The sequence below is a fragment of the Microbacterium arborescens genome (assembly GCF_049707515.1).
Lineage (GTDB): Bacteria > Actinomycetota > Actinomycetes > Actinomycetales > Microbacteriaceae > Microbacterium > Microbacterium arborescens_B.
The window spans coordinates 499,345-514,262 of the sequence record NZ_JBNAFI010000002.1 but is presented as its reverse complement, the minus strand read 5'-3'; the positions used below and the strand labels follow the sequence as shown (position 1 = coordinate 514,262).

Sequence of the window (14,918 nt, the reverse complement as noted above, 5' to 3'; positions counted from 1 at the left end):
CGGCTCGGATCCGGGCATGGAGGAGGCATCGTGGCAGGTCGCGGCAAGAACCGGGACGATCGTGCGGCGCAGGAACGCGCCCGCGTCTACGCTGCTCGACGCGAGTACCACGACGGTCTCGCACGCCGTCGTTCGCGTGACAACATCGTCGCCGCGCTGGCCGGAGGCGCCCTGATCCTCGCCGCCCTCGGCGCCCAGGTCGTCTACTTCACGGCGGGCCCGGGCGCCCCGGTGCCGGCCGAGACGCCGGCGCCCTCCCCGACGCCGTCGACGCCGGGAACGCCGGTCCCGACGACGCCGGATCCCACTCCGACAACGATCCCGACTCCCTGACCCCGCCCGTACTAGGCTGTCCCCCGACCTGACCCCCATGCGGCGCGAGCCGCGACGAGGTGCCTTCCGTGACTTCCACCCCTGACTCCACGATCACCCCCGCCGACGACGCCCCGTGGGGTCGCGTCGATGACGACGGCACCGTCTCGGTGCGCGAGGGGGACCAGTGGCGCGTCGTCGGCCAGTATCCCGACGGTTCCCCCGAGGAGGCGCTGGCCTACTTCCAGCGCAAGTTCTCCGACCTCGCGGGCGAGGTGACGCTCATCGAGGTGCGCCACCGCCGCGGCGGTGCCTCGGCCTCCGACCTGCGCTCGACCGTCAGCACACTCCGCTCGCGCATCGCGGGCGCGGCCGCCGTCGGCAACCTCGCGGCCCTCGAAGCGCGTCTCGTCGCCCTCGAGGCCGAGCTGGATGCGGCATCCGAGACCGAAGCGGCCGAGGCCAAGCAGGCCCTCGACGCGGCGATCGCCGAGCGCACCGCTCTGGTCGACGCGATCGAGGCCATCGCCGCGCGCGATCCGAAGTCGATCCAGTGGAAGCAGACCTCCGCCGAGGTCACCGACCTGTTCGACCGCTGGCAGCGCCACCAGGCCGACGGACCTCGCCTGCCGCGTGGCATCGGCCAGCAGCTGTGGAAGCGGTTCCGCGACGCCCGGTCGATCATCGACAAGCACCGGCGCGAGTTCTACGCGAGCCTCGACGAGACCCACAAGAGCGCTCGCGATGCCAAGCAGCGACTCATCGAGCGCGCCGAGGCGCTCGCGCCGCGCGGCGAGGACGGCATCGGCGCCTACCGCGACCTGCTCGACCAGTGGAAGCAGTCGGGCCGCGCCGGCAAGAAGGCCGACGACGCGCTCTGGGCTCGCTTCAAGGCCGCCGGCGACGCGCTCTACGGCGCACGAGCCGAGCGCGAGCAGGCCGACGCCGAAGAGTCGCAGGAGAAGATCGTCGCCAAGCGTGCACTGCTCGACGAGGCCGCAGCCGTCGGCGCCGAGAAGGACACCGCCGCCGCCCGCGCACTCCTGACGGGCATCCAGCGTCGCTGGGACGAAATCGGACGCATCTTCCCCCGCGAGAAGGAGCGGGCGCTCGACGACGAACTGCGCAAGATCGAGCAGTCCGTGCGCACTCGCGAGGACGCCGACTGGAAGAACAACAACCCCGAGACCAAGGCTCGTCAGGGCGACATGCTCTCGCAGCTGCACGAGGCGATCGCCAAGCTCGAGTCCGAAGTCAGCGCGGCCGAGGCATCCGGCGACAAGCGCGCCATCGCGCAGGCGAAGGAAGCCCTGAGCGCCCGCAAGGCGTGGCTCAGCGCCCTCGGCGGGTAATCGCTCCTCTCCGCCACGGCGGCGCCGGGACGCGATCCTGTCCACAGGTGGGCCGCACAGCTCACGGGCGCGGTCTCCCGGCCGGGAGACTGACGCCATGGTCTGGCCATTCGTATACACCCCCGGCGATCGCCTCTCGGCCTCGGAGCTGGCGGCAGCGCGTCTCGACGGCGACGTCATCGAGGTCGGCGAGGCGTTCATGCCGACCGACGCCGTCGAGACGCCTGAGATCCGTGCTGCTTCCCTGCGTCCCCTCGTCGCGCCCGGGCTCGCGCTGACGCACGAGTCGGCCGCCTGGGTGCACGGCGCGCTCGTCGACCCGCCGCTGCGTCACAGCGTACAGCGCTGCACCGAGCGGCGACGCAACCACGTGCTCGACCACCGCCTGCGCTACCGCGACGTGCGACTGCCTCCCGCCGAGACCGTCCGCCTCGGCGGGATGCCGGTGGCGAACCGCATCCGGACGCTCTGCGACCTCGTGAGGGCCGATGTCGCGGAGGGCCTGCCTCCCGGCGCCGCAGCGATCGCCATGATCGCGACGTTCCCCGGCCTCGCGCTCGACGCTCGCCGCTCGCTCGCGGCCAGCGGTCCTCTGCCGTTCAAGCGGCAGGCGCTCGCCTGGCTGCAGGACGCGGGGGTCAGGACGACGTGACGCGGTAGACGTCGTACACCGCGTCGATGCGCCGGACGGCGTTGAGGACGCGATCGAGGTGCACGGTGTCGCCCATCTCGAACACGAACCGGCTGAGCGCGAGCCGGTCGTTGTTGGTCTGCACCGACGCCGAAAGGATGTTGACGTGGTGCTCGCTGAGCACGCGCGTGACGTCGCTGAGCAGACCCGCGCGGTCGAGCGCCTCCACCTGGATCTGCACGAGAAACAGGCTCTTGGTCGTCGGTGCCCACGAGACGTCGATCAGCCGCTCCGGGTCGCGCATGAGCGACTCGACGTTCGTGCAATCCGCGCGATGGACCGAGACACCGCTGCCGCGGGTGACGAAGCCGACGATCTCATCGCCGGGAACCGGCGTGCAGCACTTCGCGAGCTTGACGAGGATGTCGGGAGCACCGCGCACCAGCACGCCCGAGTCGCTGTCGCGCTTCTGCCGCGACCGGCCGACGGCGGGCAGCTCGATCGGACCGGTGGAGGTGTCCTCCTCGGCTCGGACGAGCGCGGTGACCTTCTCGATGACCGACTGCGTCGAGACGTGACCCTCGCCCACCGCTGCGTACAGGGCGGTGACGTCCTCGTAACGGAGCTGGTGTGCGACCTCGCTGAAGGCATCCTGCCCCATGAGTCGCTGGAGCGGCAGGTTCTGACGTCGCATCGCTCGCGCGATCGCATCCTTGCCCTGCTCGACGGCCTCTTCGCGGCGTTCCTTCGTGAACCAGCCGCGGATCTTGTTGCGCGCCCGCGTGCTCTTGACGAAGCCGAGCCAGTCCTGGCTGGGCCCGGCGTCGGGGTTCTTCGAGGTGAAGACCTCGACGACATCGCCGCTGGAGAGTGTCGACTCGAGCGGAACGAGGCGGCCGTTGACCTTCGCCCCCATCGTGCGGTGACCGATCTCGGTGTGCACCGCGTACGCGAAATCGACGGGCGTGGCGCCGGCGGGGAGGCCGACGACGCGCCCCTTCGGGGTGAAGACGTAGACCTCTTTGGCGCCGATCTCGAACCGCAGCGAGTCGAGGAACTCCCCCGGGTCGGCCGTCTCGGCCTGCCAGTCGGAGATGTGCGCGAGCCACGCCATGTCGTTGTCGACCGCCTTGGCGTCGGCCTTGCCGCCCGCCATCCGCTCCTTGTACTTCCAGTGCGCCGCGACGCCGAACTCGGCCTGCTGATGCATCTCGTGCGTACGGATCTGGATCTCGACCGTGCGACCGCCGGGGCCGATCACCGTCGTGTGCAGCGACTGGTAGAGGTTGAACTTCGGGGTGGCGATGTAGTCCTTGAACCGACCCGGGAGCGGCGTCCACCGCGCGTGGATCGAACCGAGCACGGCGTAGCAGTCGCGCACCGTGGTCACGAGCACGCGGATGCCGATGAGGTCGTAGATGTCGTCGAACTCGCGGCCGCGAACGACCATCTTCTGGTAGACGGAGTACAGCTGCTTCGGACGCCCCATCACCCGTCCACGGATGCGGAGCTCACGCAGATCGCTCTCGACCGCGTCGATGACCGTCTGGAGATACTGCTCGCGCTGCGGGGTGCGCTGCTTCACCAGACTGTCGATCTCGGCGTACAGCTTGGGATGCAGCACCGCGAACGAGAGGTCTTCGAGCTCGCTCTTGATGGCCTGGATGCCCAGGCGGTGCGCGAGCGGAGCGTAGATCTCGAGGGTCTCGGTGGCCTTCTTCGCCGCCTTCTCGGGCGGCACGAAACCCCACGTGCGGGCGTTGTGGAGGCGGTCGGCGAGCTTGATCAGCAGCACGCGGATGTCTCGCGACATCGCGACGATCATCTTGCGCACCGTCTCGGCCTGCGCGGCGTCGCCGTACTTGACCTTGTCGAGCTTCGTGACCCCGTCGACGAGCATCGCGACCTCGTCGCCGAACTCCGCCGTCAGCTGATCGAGGCCGTACGAGGTGTCCTCGACGGTGTCGTGAAGCAGCGCCGCCGCGATGGCACGGGGACCCAGCCCCAGCTCGGCGAGGATCTGTGCAACGGCGAGCGGATGCGTGATGTACGGCTCGCCGCTCTGACGCTTCTGCTGCGCGTGGGCGCGGGACGCGGTCTGGTAGGCGCGATCGATGATCGCGATGTCGCCCTTGGGGTGGTGCGCGCGCACGGTCCGCACGAGCTGCTCGAGCCCCTCGCGGGGGGCAGCCCGCGAGAAGATCCGCGGGACGAGGCGCCGGAGCGAACTCTGGGCAGGGGGCGGGGTGATCTCGGTCATGCCTTCACCTCCGCCATCCAGACCACGATTCTACGCGTGCCGGCGATGCTCAGGCCGCGACCGCGGCACGCTCGCGAGACTCGAGCACCCGCGTGTCGTTCGCCTTGATGGCCGGTTCGTTCTCGCGCAGGAGAGCGAACAGCGGCACGGCGACGAACAGCGTCGAGTACGCGGCCACGAGAGTGCCGACGAAGATCGAGAGCGAGATGTCGGTGAGGGTCTGCGCGCCGAGCCACAGGGCGCCGATGAACAGGATCGCACCCGTCGGGAGCGCCGCGACGATCGTGGTGTTGATCGAGCGGACGAGTGTCTGGTTCGCAGCGAGGTTGACCGACTCACCGAAGGTCCGCCCCGACTTCTCGCCGTCTTCGAACGTGTTCTCGCGCACCTTGTCGAACACGACCGTGGTGTCGTACAGGGAGTACGACAGGATCGTCAGGAAGCCGATGACGGCGGCCGGCGAGATCTCGAACCCGAACAGCGAGTAGACGCCCACCGTGACGACGAGCACATCGACGAGGCCCACGATCGCTGCGACCGACATCTTCCACGTGCGGAAGTACAGCGCGAGGATGAGGAAGGTCAGCGCGAGGAAGATCGCGAGGCCCCACAGCGACTGGCGCGTGACGTCCTGCCCCCAGCTCGGGCCGATGAACGACGAGCTCACCTCGGCGGTGGGCACCTCGTAGATCTCCGCGAGCGCCGCGGTGACCTCGCGCGTTTCGGCATCCGACATCTGATCGGTCTGGACGCGCACGGCGTCCTCGCCGATGGTCGTCACCTTCGTGCCCGCCCCGGGGACGACCGACTGCACGGCGTCGGTGGCGAGCAGCTGGTCGGTGTTCGTCACGTTCGTGACCGTGAACTGCGATCCGCCCGTGAACTCGATCGAGAACTGCGGCGGCTTCACGACGAGCACGAGGACGGACCCGAGCACGAGGGCCCCGGCGATGATGAACCAGAGCGTGCGGCGGGCGACGAAGGGGAACGAGAGCTTCCCCGTGTAGAGGTCGTTGCCGAACCGGTTGAAGAATCGCATCAGTCCTTGTCCCCCGTCGCACCGCGGGACTCGCCCGCGGACTGTTCGGCGCGCTTGCGTTCCGCGATCGTCTGTCGCCGTTCGGCCTCACCACGCGACTTGGCCGCGCGGCGTCCGGGCCCGGTCTTGGCACCCGCCGCAACCGGCGCGCGGAACTGCGCACGTCCGCGGTACACGGCGCCCAGCGCCTCGGGGTCGAGGCCCGAGAGCTTGTGGCCCGATCCGAAGAACCGCGTGCGCACGAGCAGCTGCAGCACCGGGTGGGTGAAGAGGATGAAGATCAGGATGTCGATCGCTGTGGTCAGGCCCAGGGTGAAGGCGAAGCCCTTCACCGTCGAGTCGGCGAGGATGTAGAGCACGACGGCGGCGAGGATGTTGATCGACTTCGAGATGAAGATCGTGCGCTTGGCGCGCGACCAGCCGTCCTCGACAGCGCTCGTGATCGACTTGCCGTCGCGCAGCTCGTCTCGGATGCGTTCGAAGTACACGATGAACGAGTCGGCGGTGAACCCGATCGTGACGATGAGGCCGGCGACGCCGGCGAGCGACAGCCGGAAGCCCATGCGCCAGGCGAGGATCGCGAGTGCGACGTAGGTCAGCACCGCCATCACCACCAGCGACGCGATGATCACCGTGCCGAGCGCTCTGTAGACCACGAGCGAGTACACCGCGACGAGGGCGAGGCCGATGAGGCCGGCGATGAGGCCGATCTGCAGCTGCTGCGATCCGAGGGTCGCCGAGATGGTGTTGGTGCTCTGCACTTCGAAGCTGAGCGGCAGAGCGCCGAACTTCAGCTGATCGGCGAGGACCTTGGAGCTGTCCTGATCGAAGGAGCCCGTGATCGACGGCTTGCCCGTGAGGATCACCGCGTCCATCGACGGGGCCGAGAGCACGTCGCCGTCCAGGACGAAGGCGAACTGGTTGAGCGGCGCCTGCTGGCCGTACAGGCGCTGGCTGATCTTGCCGAACGTCTCGGTGCCCTGCTGGTCGAACGTGATGTTCACCGCCCAGCGTCCGGTCTGCTGCTCGAGCCCGTTCGTCGCGTCGTCGATCGACGAGCCGTCGAGCTCGACCGGGCCCAGGATGTACTTCGCGGTTCCGGTCCGGTCGCAGGTGATCAGGGGCTGATCCGCCGGAGCGTCGGCCGGATCGTTCGCCGGGTCCGCGCAGTCGTAGGCGAGGAACTGCGCCTGCAGCGCCTCGGTGATCCACGCCGGGTCGCTGCCGTTGGACGGCGCGACCGACGGCGTCGCGGGGAGGTTCGGATCGGGTGCGGGGTACGGCGTCTCGTTGCCGTCCTCGCCGACGAAGGTCGTCGCGGGCGATCCGGTGTACAGCACGGCACGCAGCTGCAGCTGCGCCGAGGCGTCGATCCGCTCGCGCGTCTCGTCGTCGACCTCGCCGGGCAGCTGCACGACGATCTGGTTCCCCGCCTGGGTCGCGATGTCGGCCTCGACGAGACCGGAGGCGTCGACGCGCTGGCGGATGATCGATGCCGCCTGCTGCATCTGCTCGCTCGAGGGAGCCGCGCCGTCGGACTGGGCCTCGAGGATGATCTGCGTTCCGCCCTGCAGGTCGAGCGCGAGCTCGGGGGCCCACGAGCTCGCCTTGAAGACGTAGACGCCGAGGGCGTTGACGCCGAACAGGAGCGCGGTCAGGACCAGCAGGCCGGTCAGCGCGCGCCAGGCACGGCGCACGGGTGTGGAAGTCGCCACGGGGAGGTCAGCTTTCGTCGAGCGAGCGCCGGGTTACCGGCGGTTCAGGCGCGGGGCTTGTCGTCGCGATCGACGGTGCCCTCGGGCGCGGCGTCGGCGGCACGGGTGCGCGCGGCGTCATCGCTGACCGAGGTGATGAGCCCCTGCTCGACGTCAGCGACGTACTCGTCGTGGTGCTCTTCGGCCTCGATGTACTCGTCTTCGGTCAGCGCGCCCTCGGCGGGGTCGACGACCCGCAGGATCGCCTGGCTGTGCACCTCAACGTCGACACCCGGCGCGAGCTCGACGCGAGCCGACTTCGAGAGGTCTTCGCCGTCGTACTCGACGATGGTGCCGTAGAAGCCGCCCTGCAGCAGCACCTTCGCCCCGGGCAGCAGCTGACGCGACTTCTCCGCCTGCTCCGCCTTCATCCGCTGAGCGCGCCGACGCTGGCTCCAGAACATGAAGACGATGAGCAGCGCGAGGATGATCAGCAGGCCGTACTCGGCGAAGAACTGCAGCGCCGGGTTGGTGGGAGGAGCGTCGGCCGGGGTGGTGGCTGAGAAGAGCATGGAGGTGGGAGCACCTTTCACGGGTCGGCACGCGAAGAATGCGCAGCCTCGGGATTCGTCGGCGAGAAGCCTTCAGCGATTATAGGTCATCGATCTCCAGCGCCCCGTCGGCGCGAGGGACACCGAGGTGACGGTACGCCGCGGGCATGGCCACCCTGCCGCGGGGCGAGCGTCCCACGAAGCCGATGCGGACGAGGTAGGGCTCCACGACCGACTCGATCGTCTCGCCCTCCTCCCCCACGGTCACCGCGAGCGTGTTCAGACCGACCGGGCCGCCGCCGAAGCGCTTCACGAGGGCATCGAGCACGGCGCGGTCGAGCCGGTCCAGTCCGATCGCGTCCACGTCGTACAGTTCCAGCGCGGCGGCGACATCCGCTTCGGTCGCCCCCACGGCGGTGTCGCCGTGCACGACGACGAAGTCTCGGACGCGCCGCAGCAGACGGTTGGCGATGCGCGGGGTGCCGCGCGAGCGACGCGCGATCTCCGAGCGGGCCACCGGCGGCATGTCGACGGCCAAGACGCTGGCCGATCGCTGGATCACACGCTCGAGCTCCTCGGGCTCGTAGTACTCCATGTGCGCGGTGAAGCCGAACCGGTCGCGCAGCGGGTTGGGCAGCAGTCCCGACCGGGTGGTCGCACCCACGAGGGTGAACGGTGCGAGCTCGAGCGGGATGCTGGTGGCGCCGGCGCCCTTGCCGACCATGATGTCGATGCGGAAGTCCTCCATCGCGAGGTACAGCATCTCTTCGGCCGAGCGCGCCATGCGGTGGATCTCGTCGATGAACAGCACTTCGCCCGGCACGAGGCTCGACAGCAGCGCCGCCAGGTCGCCGGCGTGCTGGATCGCCGGTCCGCTCGACATCCGCAGCGGGCGACCGATCTCGTGGGCGACGATCATCGCGAGCGTCGTCTTGCCGAGTCCGGGAGGACCCGAGAGCAGGATGTGATCGGCGGGGCGGTCCTGCATGCGCGCCGCCTGCAGCAGCAGCTCGAGCTGACCGCGGACCTTCTGCTGCCCGACGAACTCGGCCAGCGAGGTCGGCCGCAGCGCCCCCTCGACCGCGAGCTCGGTCTCGTCGGCGGCCAGACCGTGCGCGTCAGACACCGGACTGCTCCGGTCGCGCCGGGCCGAGCTGAGCGAGAGCGAGCTTCAACAGCGCCGGCACGGTGCCCGGCGCCGCGGGATCCGCCGTGACCTGCGCGACGGCATCGGTGGCCACGCGCTCGCTCCACCCCAGGGCCACGAGCGCCGCGATGACCTGCGCGGCCAGCGTGCCCGCCCCCGCGGAGGGAGATGCGGGCTGAGCCGAGGGCATCGCCTGCAGCTTGCCGGCGAGCTGCACGACGATGAGCTTCGCGGTCTTGGGGCCGATACCCGACACGCGCCGGAACGGTGCGTCGTCCTCGGCGATCACGGCGTCGGCGATCTGGCCGACGCTCAGGGCGGCAAGCACACCGAGCGCGGACTTCGGACCGACGCCGGTGACTCCGATGAGCAGCAGGAAGACCTGGAGCTGCTCCCGGGTCTCGAATCCGAAGAGCGAGAGCGCGTCTTCGCGCACGACCAGGTTGGTGTGCAGGACGATCTCGTCGCCGACGTGGAAGGAGCGCGGGATGTCGGGCGTCACCGCGACCGCGAACCCCACCCCGTTCACGTCGATGACGACGCTGTCGGAGTCGAGGTGCAGCACGCTGCCGCGCAGGGAGGAGATCATGCTCCGAGCCTAAGCCGCGCTTCGCAGGTATGTTCGACCGACACGCACCGGAGCGCCGCCGGCGCCAGCCCGGCACCGCGGCGACTCCTCATCGCCGGGAGAGGCGTTCGGCGTCGGCCCAGGCGCGCTGTGCGGGCGTCAGACCGGCCGCGCCGCCCGTCGCCGTCGCCGCCCCACCGACGCCCCGTCGCCACGCGTGACAGATGGCGAGGGCGAGGGCATCGGCGGCATCCGCGGGCTGGGGAAGCGCGTCGAGCCGCAGCACCCGGGCCACCATCGTCTGCACCTGCAGCTTCTCGGCCGAGCCGTAACCGGTGATGGCCGCCTTGACCTCGGAGGGTGTGTGCGTCGCCGCATCCAGGCCGTTCTCGGCGGCGACGAGGAGCGCGATGCCGCTGGCTTGCGCCGTGCCCATGACGGTGCTGCGGTTGTGCTGGGCGAAGACGCGCTCCACGGCGACCACGTGCGGCCGGTGCTCGGCGATCACGGCCCGCAGCCCTGCGGCGATCGTCGCCAGGCGCTGCTCGATCGGCAGGTCTGTCGCGGACCGGACGACCCCCACGTGTACAAGCCTGGCGGAGCGATCGCGGGCGACGTCGACGACTCCCACGCCGCACCGGGTGAGCCCTGGGTCGACACCGAGCACGCGCAGAGGGGAGGTCACTCCCCCACGCTACGTCCGCCATGCTCGACAGACACGACGACAGCCCGCGAAACGCACAGTTCCCGGCATCCGGCGCCGCAGGACGTGCGCTGGATGCCGGGAACTGTGCCGGAAGTCGGAGCCGTTACTCCTCGTCGTTCTCGAGCTCGGCCTGCACCTCGGGGGTGAGGTCGAAGTTGGTGAAGACGTTCTGGACGTCGTCGCTGTCTTCGAGGGCGTCGATGAGGCGGAAGACCTTGCGTGCGGTGTCGGCATCGACCTCGACCTTGAGGGACGGGACGAACTCGACGTCGGCGGAGTCGTACTCGATCCCCGCCTCCTGGAGCGCGCTGCGCACCGACACGAGGTCGGAGGCCTCGGTGATGACGCCGAAGCCGTCGCCGTGCGGCTCGACCTCCTCGGCCCCCGCCTCGAGCACCGCGAGCATGACGTCGTCTTCGGTGGTGCCCTCGGATGGGACCACGATGACGCCCTTGCGGCTGAAGTTGTAGGCGACGCTGCCCGGGTCTGCGAGGGTGCCGCCGTTGCGGCTGAGGGCGGTGCGCACCTCGGCCGCGGCCCGGTTCTTGTTGTCGGTCAAACACTCGATGAGGAACGCCACGCCGTTCGGCCCATAGCCCTCGTACATGATCGAGGAGTACTCGACGGCCTCGCCGCCGATACCGGCGCCGCGCTTGATCGCGCGGTCGATGTTGTCCTTGGGGACCGAAGTCTTCTTCGCCTTGAGGACGGCGTCGAAGAGGGTCGGGTTGCCCTGCAGGTCAGCACCGCCGAGCTTCGCCGCGACCTCGATGTTCTTGATGAGCTTGGCCCACGACTTGGCACGACGCGCGTCGACGACGGCCTTCTTGTGCTTGGTCGTGGCCCATTTGGAGTGACCGGACATGCGCTCGATCTTACCGGGCCGATACCCGCGCCTCGCGGACGTGCGCGAGGAGGCGTTCGTGGAAGCGGTGCTCGCCCGAGACCTCCGGATGGAAAGCCGTGGCGAGCAGTCGCCCCTGCTCGACCGCGACGACGCCGCCGTCGGGCAGGGTCGCGAGCGCCGTGGCGCCCGGCCCGAGCCCCGTGACGAGCGGCGCACGGATGAACGCGGCGTGGACGGGAACGTCCCACCCCGCGACGGCGAGCGACGTCTCGAACGACTCGCTCTGCCCGCCGAACGCGTTGCGCCGCACCGTCACGTCGAGCCCGCCGAAGGTCTCCTGCCCGGCGATCGCTCCGTCGACGCGGTCTGCGAGCAGGATGAGTCCGGCGCAGGTGCCGTAGACGGGCATACCGGCCGCGATCGCGTCTCGGATGGGCCGCTGCATCCCGAAGGCTCGGGCGAGCTTGTCGATGACGCTCGATTCGCCGCCCGGGAGGACGAGTCCTTCGACCTGCGCGAGGTCGGCGGGCCGGCGGACGAGGGATGTCGTCGCGCCGAGCCCCGTGAGCATCCGAACGTGCTCATGGACGTCGCCCTGCAGCGCGAGCACTCCGATGCGCGGGGCGTCGGCGCTCACCGGCTCACCAGCCGCGGTCGGCGAGCCGGTGCGGGGCCGGCAGGTCGGAGACGTTGATCCCGACCATCGCCTCGCCCAGACCGCGTGACGCCTCGGCGACGATGGCGGCGTCGTCGTGGAAGGTGGTCGCCTTGACGATGGCCGCCGCGCGGCGGGCCGGATCGCCCGACTTGAAGATTCCCGAACCGACGAACACGCCGTCGGCACCGAGCTGCATCATCATGGCCGCATCCGCCGGCGTCGCAACGCCACCCGCGGTGAACAGCACGACCGGCAGTGCCCCGGTCGTCGCGACCTCGGCGACGAGGTCGTACGGCGCCTGCAGCTCCTTCGCGGCGACGTAGAGCTCATCGGGACTCTTCGCCTGCAGCGCTCGGATCTCGGCCGTGATCGTACGGATGTGCCGCGTCGCCTCCGAGACGTCGCCGGTGCCGGCTTCCCCCTTCGAGCGGATCATCGCGGCGCCCTCCGTGATGCGGCGCAGCGCCTCGCCGAGGTTGGTCGCACCGCAGACGAACGGAACGGTGAAGCCCCACTTGTCGATGTGGTGGGTGTAGTCCGCCGGCGAGAGCACCTCCGACTCGTCGATGTAGTCGACGCCGAGCTCCTGCAGCACGCGGGCTTCGACGAAATGGCCGATGCGGGCCTTCGCCATCACGGGGATCGACACCGACGCGATGATCTCGTCGATGAGGTCGGGGTCGCTCATGCGGGCCACCCCGCCCTGGGCGCGGATGTCGGCGGGGACGCGCTCCAGCGCCATGACGGCGACGGCGCCGGCATCCTCGGCGACGCGCGCCTGATCGGCGGTGACGACGTCCATGATGACGCCGCCCTTCAGCATCTCGGCGAGGCCGCGCTTGACGCGCGACGTACCGGTGGTGGTCAGGTCATTGGACACGACGGCTCCGTTCTCGGCCGCGCCTCGGCTAGATACGACCTAGGCCAAAAGTTAGCATGGCATCCGTCATAAGATCGTTCCGATGACTTCCCGTGACACGATCACCGGGCACACGGCAGGCGAGATCGCCGACAGCGTCCGGATGCTGCTCGAGCGAGGCGCCCTCCGCGCCGACGACGCGCTGCCCCCGGTACGCGCCCTCGCCGAGCAGCTCGGCGTCAACCGCAACACGGTCGTCGCCGCCTACCGCCTGCTCGCTCAGGCCGGCGTCGTCGTGGCACGCGGCCGGGGCGGCACGCGGATCGCCGAGGTGTCGCCCATCGCCGCCGAGGGCGTGGCAACCGACACCGTGCTGCGCGACGTCGGGTCGGGCAATCCCGATCCGACTCTCATCCCCGACCCGAGCGCCGTGCTCTCCCGCGTCGCCGGCCGCCCCGTGCTGTACGGCGAGCCGGTCATCGACGGCGGCCTGGCCGGATGGGCGACGCAGTGGTTCCGGGCCGATTCGTCGGGCGACGAGGAGATCCACCTGAATGTCACCGGCGGCGCGGTCGACGCCGTCGAACGACTCCTCGCCCAGGCACTCACCCGCGACGACGCCGTGGCGCTCGAAGATCCGTGCTTCCTCGCGAGCATCCACACGGTCCGGCTCGCGGGCTACCGCGCGATCCCGGTGCCGGTCGACGGCGAGGGCATGACGGTCGCGGGCCTGCGGACGGCTCTGGATGCCGGCGCTCGCGCCGTCGTCATCACGCCGCGAGCGCAGAACCCCACGGGGTCGAGCCTGTCGGAGCGGCGCGCCGCTGAGCTTCGCGAGGTGCTCGCCGACCACCCCTACGTGCTTGTGATCGAGGACGACCACTTCTCGCTGCTGTCGACGCAGCCCTATCGCTCCGTCATCGGCGAGCACCACGAGCGTTGGGCTCGCGTGCGCTCGGTGTCGAAGTTCCTCGGTCCAGACATGTGCCTGGCTGTCACGGCATCCGATCGGACCACCGCCGAACGACTCGCCCTGCGGCTCGGTTCGGGCACCACCTGGGTCAGCCACCTGCTGCAGCGGCTGACGCACGCTCTCGTCACCGACGACACCGCCGCCGCGACGATCGACGCCGCGCGCGAGCACTACGCCGGTCGCAACGCCGCGTTCGCCGCAGCGCTCACCCGCGCCGGACTGCCCTGCTCCCCCGGCGACGGACTGAGCCTGTGGGTCGAGGTGCCCGGCACCGCGCGGGCCGTCGCCGACGCCCTGATGCGTCGCGGCTGGCTCGCCCGCACCGGCGACGAGTTCCGCCTGACCGAAGACTCCCCGTCCCGCCACCTGCGCCTGACCGTCCACGACCTGGGCGACGACGACGCGGGCCTCCTCGTCCGCGACCTCGTCGCCGCCGCCCTCCCCTCCCGAAAGGCATGACCCCCATGAAGGTGCTCTCGATCCAGTCGGCCGTCGCGTACGGCCACGTCGGCAATTCCGCCGCGGTCTTCCCCCTGCAGCGCATCGGCGTCGAGGTGATGCCGGTCTACACGGTCAACTTCTCCAACCACACCGGCTACGGCGCGTGGGGCGGTCCGATGATCAGCCCCGACGACGTGCGGGCCGTCATCTCGGGAATCGAGGACCGCGGGGCCTTCCCGCAGATCGACGTCGTGCTCTCGGGGTACCAGGGCGGCGAGGGGATCGCCGATGTCATCCTCGACGCCGTGGCGCGGGTGAAGGCCGCCAACCCGGATGCCGTCTACGCCTGCGACCCCGTCATGGGCAACGCCAAGTCAGGATGCTTCGTCGCACCGGCGATCCCCATCCTGCTGCGCGAGCGCGTCGTTCCGGCGGCGGACATCATCACGCCGAACCAGTTCGAGCTCGGCTTCCTCACCGAGACCGATCCGACGGATCTCGACTCCACCCTCGCCTCGGTGGATGCCGCGCGCGCGATGGGCCCGCGCACTGTGCTCGTCACCAGCGTCGAGCGGCCCGATCGGCCGGAGGGAACGATCGAGATGCTCGCCGTCGACGACGCCGGCGCGTGGATCGTGCGCACGCCGCACATCCCGATGAAGGCCAACGGCTCCGGCGACGTGACGGCGGCGCTCTTCACCGCCCACTACCGGAGCACCGGCTCCGCCTCCGAGGCGCTGGCCCGGACGACCTCGAGCGTGTTCGATCTGCTGACGCGTACGCACGAGTCGGGTGAGCGCGAGCTCCAGCTCGTCGAGAGCCAGGAGGCCTACGCCCACCCGCGCATGCAGTTCGCGGTCGAGCAGGTGCGCTGACCCGC

Annotated in this window: 15 protein-coding genes; 5 read left to right on the top strand and 10 right to left on the bottom strand. The window is 70.1% G+C overall.

All coding sequences use genetic code 11. The annotated features are described in order from the left end of the window. The first annotated feature begins 30 nt into the window (after positions 1 to 30). The 3 genes from ACPYN5_RS06435 (at position 31) to ACPYN5_RS06425 (ending at position 2,316) form a co-directional block, all read left to right on the top strand. Positions 31 to 333: a dioxygenase gene (locus ACPYN5_RS06435; protein WP_424448145.1), complete on the top strand. Its 303-nt coding sequence runs from the start codon at positions 31 to 33 to the stop codon at positions 331 to 333. A 68-nt stretch (positions 334 to 401) separates the two neighbouring features. After that, positions 402 to 1,664, top strand: a complete 1,263-nt coding sequence (locus ACPYN5_RS06430) for a DUF349 domain-containing protein (protein WP_424448144.1) — start codon at positions 402 to 404, stop codon at positions 1,662 to 1,664. Positions 1,665 to 1,761: 97 nt separating this feature from the next. Continuing rightward, positions 1,762 to 2,316: an SAM-dependent methyltransferase gene (locus ACPYN5_RS06425; RefSeq protein WP_424448143.1), complete on the top strand. Its 555-nt coding sequence runs from the start codon at positions 1,762 to 1,764 to the stop codon at positions 2,314 to 2,316. On the opposite strand, the gene ACPYN5_RS06420 is transcribed toward ACPYN5_RS06425, so the two are convergent. The 10 genes from ACPYN5_RS06420 to pdxS all read right to left on the bottom strand — a co-directional run bounded on the left by ACPYN5_RS06420 (position 2,303) and on the right by pdxS (position 12,633). After that, positions 2,303 to 4,555: a RelA/SpoT family protein gene (locus tag ACPYN5_RS06420; protein ID WP_424448142.1), complete on the bottom strand. Its 2,253-nt coding sequence runs from the start codon at positions 4,553 to 4,555 to the stop codon at positions 2,303 to 2,305. The genes ACPYN5_RS06425 and ACPYN5_RS06420 overlap by 14 nt on opposite strands. Before the next feature lie 49 nt (positions 4,556 to 4,604). Then, entirely contained in the window at positions 4,605 to 5,594 is a 990-nt protein-coding gene (gene secF / locus ACPYN5_RS06415; RefSeq protein ID WP_424448141.1) for a protein translocase subunit SecF, read from the bottom strand. Next, positions 5,594 to 7,309 (bottom strand): protein translocase subunit SecD, encoded by a 1,716-nt coding sequence (secD, locus tag ACPYN5_RS06410; protein ID WP_424448140.1) that lies wholly within the window; start codon positions 7,307 to 7,309, stop codon positions 5,594 to 5,596. Before secD ends, secF begins: the two co-directional genes overlap by 1 nt. Before the next feature lie 44 nt (positions 7,310 to 7,353). Then, on the bottom strand, positions 7,354 to 7,860 hold the full coding sequence (locus tag ACPYN5_RS06405) for a preprotein translocase subunit YajC (protein WP_424448139.1): 507 nt from the start codon (positions 7,858 to 7,860) through the stop codon (positions 7,354 to 7,356). A 79-nt stretch (positions 7,861 to 7,939) separates the two neighbouring features. Beyond that, positions 7,940 to 8,965 carry a Holliday junction branch migration DNA helicase RuvB gene (gene ruvB / locus ACPYN5_RS06400; protein ID WP_424448138.1) on the bottom strand — a complete coding sequence of 342 codons (1,026 nt, stop codon included), beginning with the start codon at positions 8,963 to 8,965 and terminating at the stop codon, positions 7,940 to 7,942. Beyond that, positions 8,958 to 9,575 carry a Holliday junction branch migration protein RuvA gene (ruvA, locus tag ACPYN5_RS06395; protein WP_424448137.1) on the bottom strand — a complete coding sequence of 206 codons (618 nt, stop codon included), beginning with the start codon at positions 9,573 to 9,575 and terminating at the stop codon, positions 8,958 to 8,960. The genes ruvB and ruvA overlap by 8 nt, the downstream gene beginning before the upstream one ends. Positions 9,576 to 9,663: 88 nt before the next feature. Next, positions 9,664 to 10,239 (bottom strand): crossover junction endodeoxyribonuclease RuvC, encoded by a 576-nt coding sequence (gene ruvC, locus ACPYN5_RS06390; RefSeq protein WP_424448136.1) that lies wholly within the window; start codon positions 10,237 to 10,239, stop codon positions 9,664 to 9,666. A 124-nt stretch (positions 10,240 to 10,363) separates the two neighbouring features. After that, complete coding sequence (locus tag ACPYN5_RS06385; protein ID WP_424448135.1) at positions 10,364 to 11,125, bottom strand: YebC/PmpR family DNA-binding transcriptional regulator; 762 nt, start codon at positions 11,123 to 11,125, stop codon at positions 10,364 to 10,366. A gap of 10 nt (positions 11,126 to 11,135) precedes the next feature. Next, a complete protein-coding gene (gene pdxT / locus ACPYN5_RS06380) occupies positions 11,136 to 11,744 on the bottom strand; it encodes a pyridoxal 5'-phosphate synthase glutaminase subunit PdxT (RefSeq protein WP_424448134.1) in 609 nt (202 codons plus the stop codon). 4 nt (positions 11,745 to 11,748) lie between these two features. Then, entirely contained in the window at positions 11,749 to 12,633 is an 885-nt protein-coding gene (gene pdxS / locus ACPYN5_RS06375; protein WP_424448250.1) for a pyridoxal 5'-phosphate synthase lyase subunit PdxS, read from the bottom strand. Between the two features lie 94 nt (positions 12,634 to 12,727). Here pdxS and ACPYN5_RS06370 point away from each other — a divergent pair, with 94 nt between their 5' ends. Both ACPYN5_RS06370 and pdxY read left to right on the top strand, forming a co-directional pair. Next, on the top strand, positions 12,728 to 14,056 hold the full coding sequence (locus tag ACPYN5_RS06370) for an aminotransferase class I/II-fold pyridoxal phosphate-dependent enzyme (RefSeq protein WP_424448133.1): 1,329 nt from the start codon (positions 12,728 to 12,730) through the stop codon (positions 14,054 to 14,056). Between the two features lie 5 nt (positions 14,057 to 14,061). Then, positions 14,062 to 14,913, top strand: a complete 852-nt coding sequence (gene pdxY, locus ACPYN5_RS06365) for a pyridoxal kinase PdxY (protein WP_424448249.1) — start codon at positions 14,062 to 14,064, stop codon at positions 14,911 to 14,913. Positions 14,914 to 14,918 lie beyond the last annotated feature (5 nt).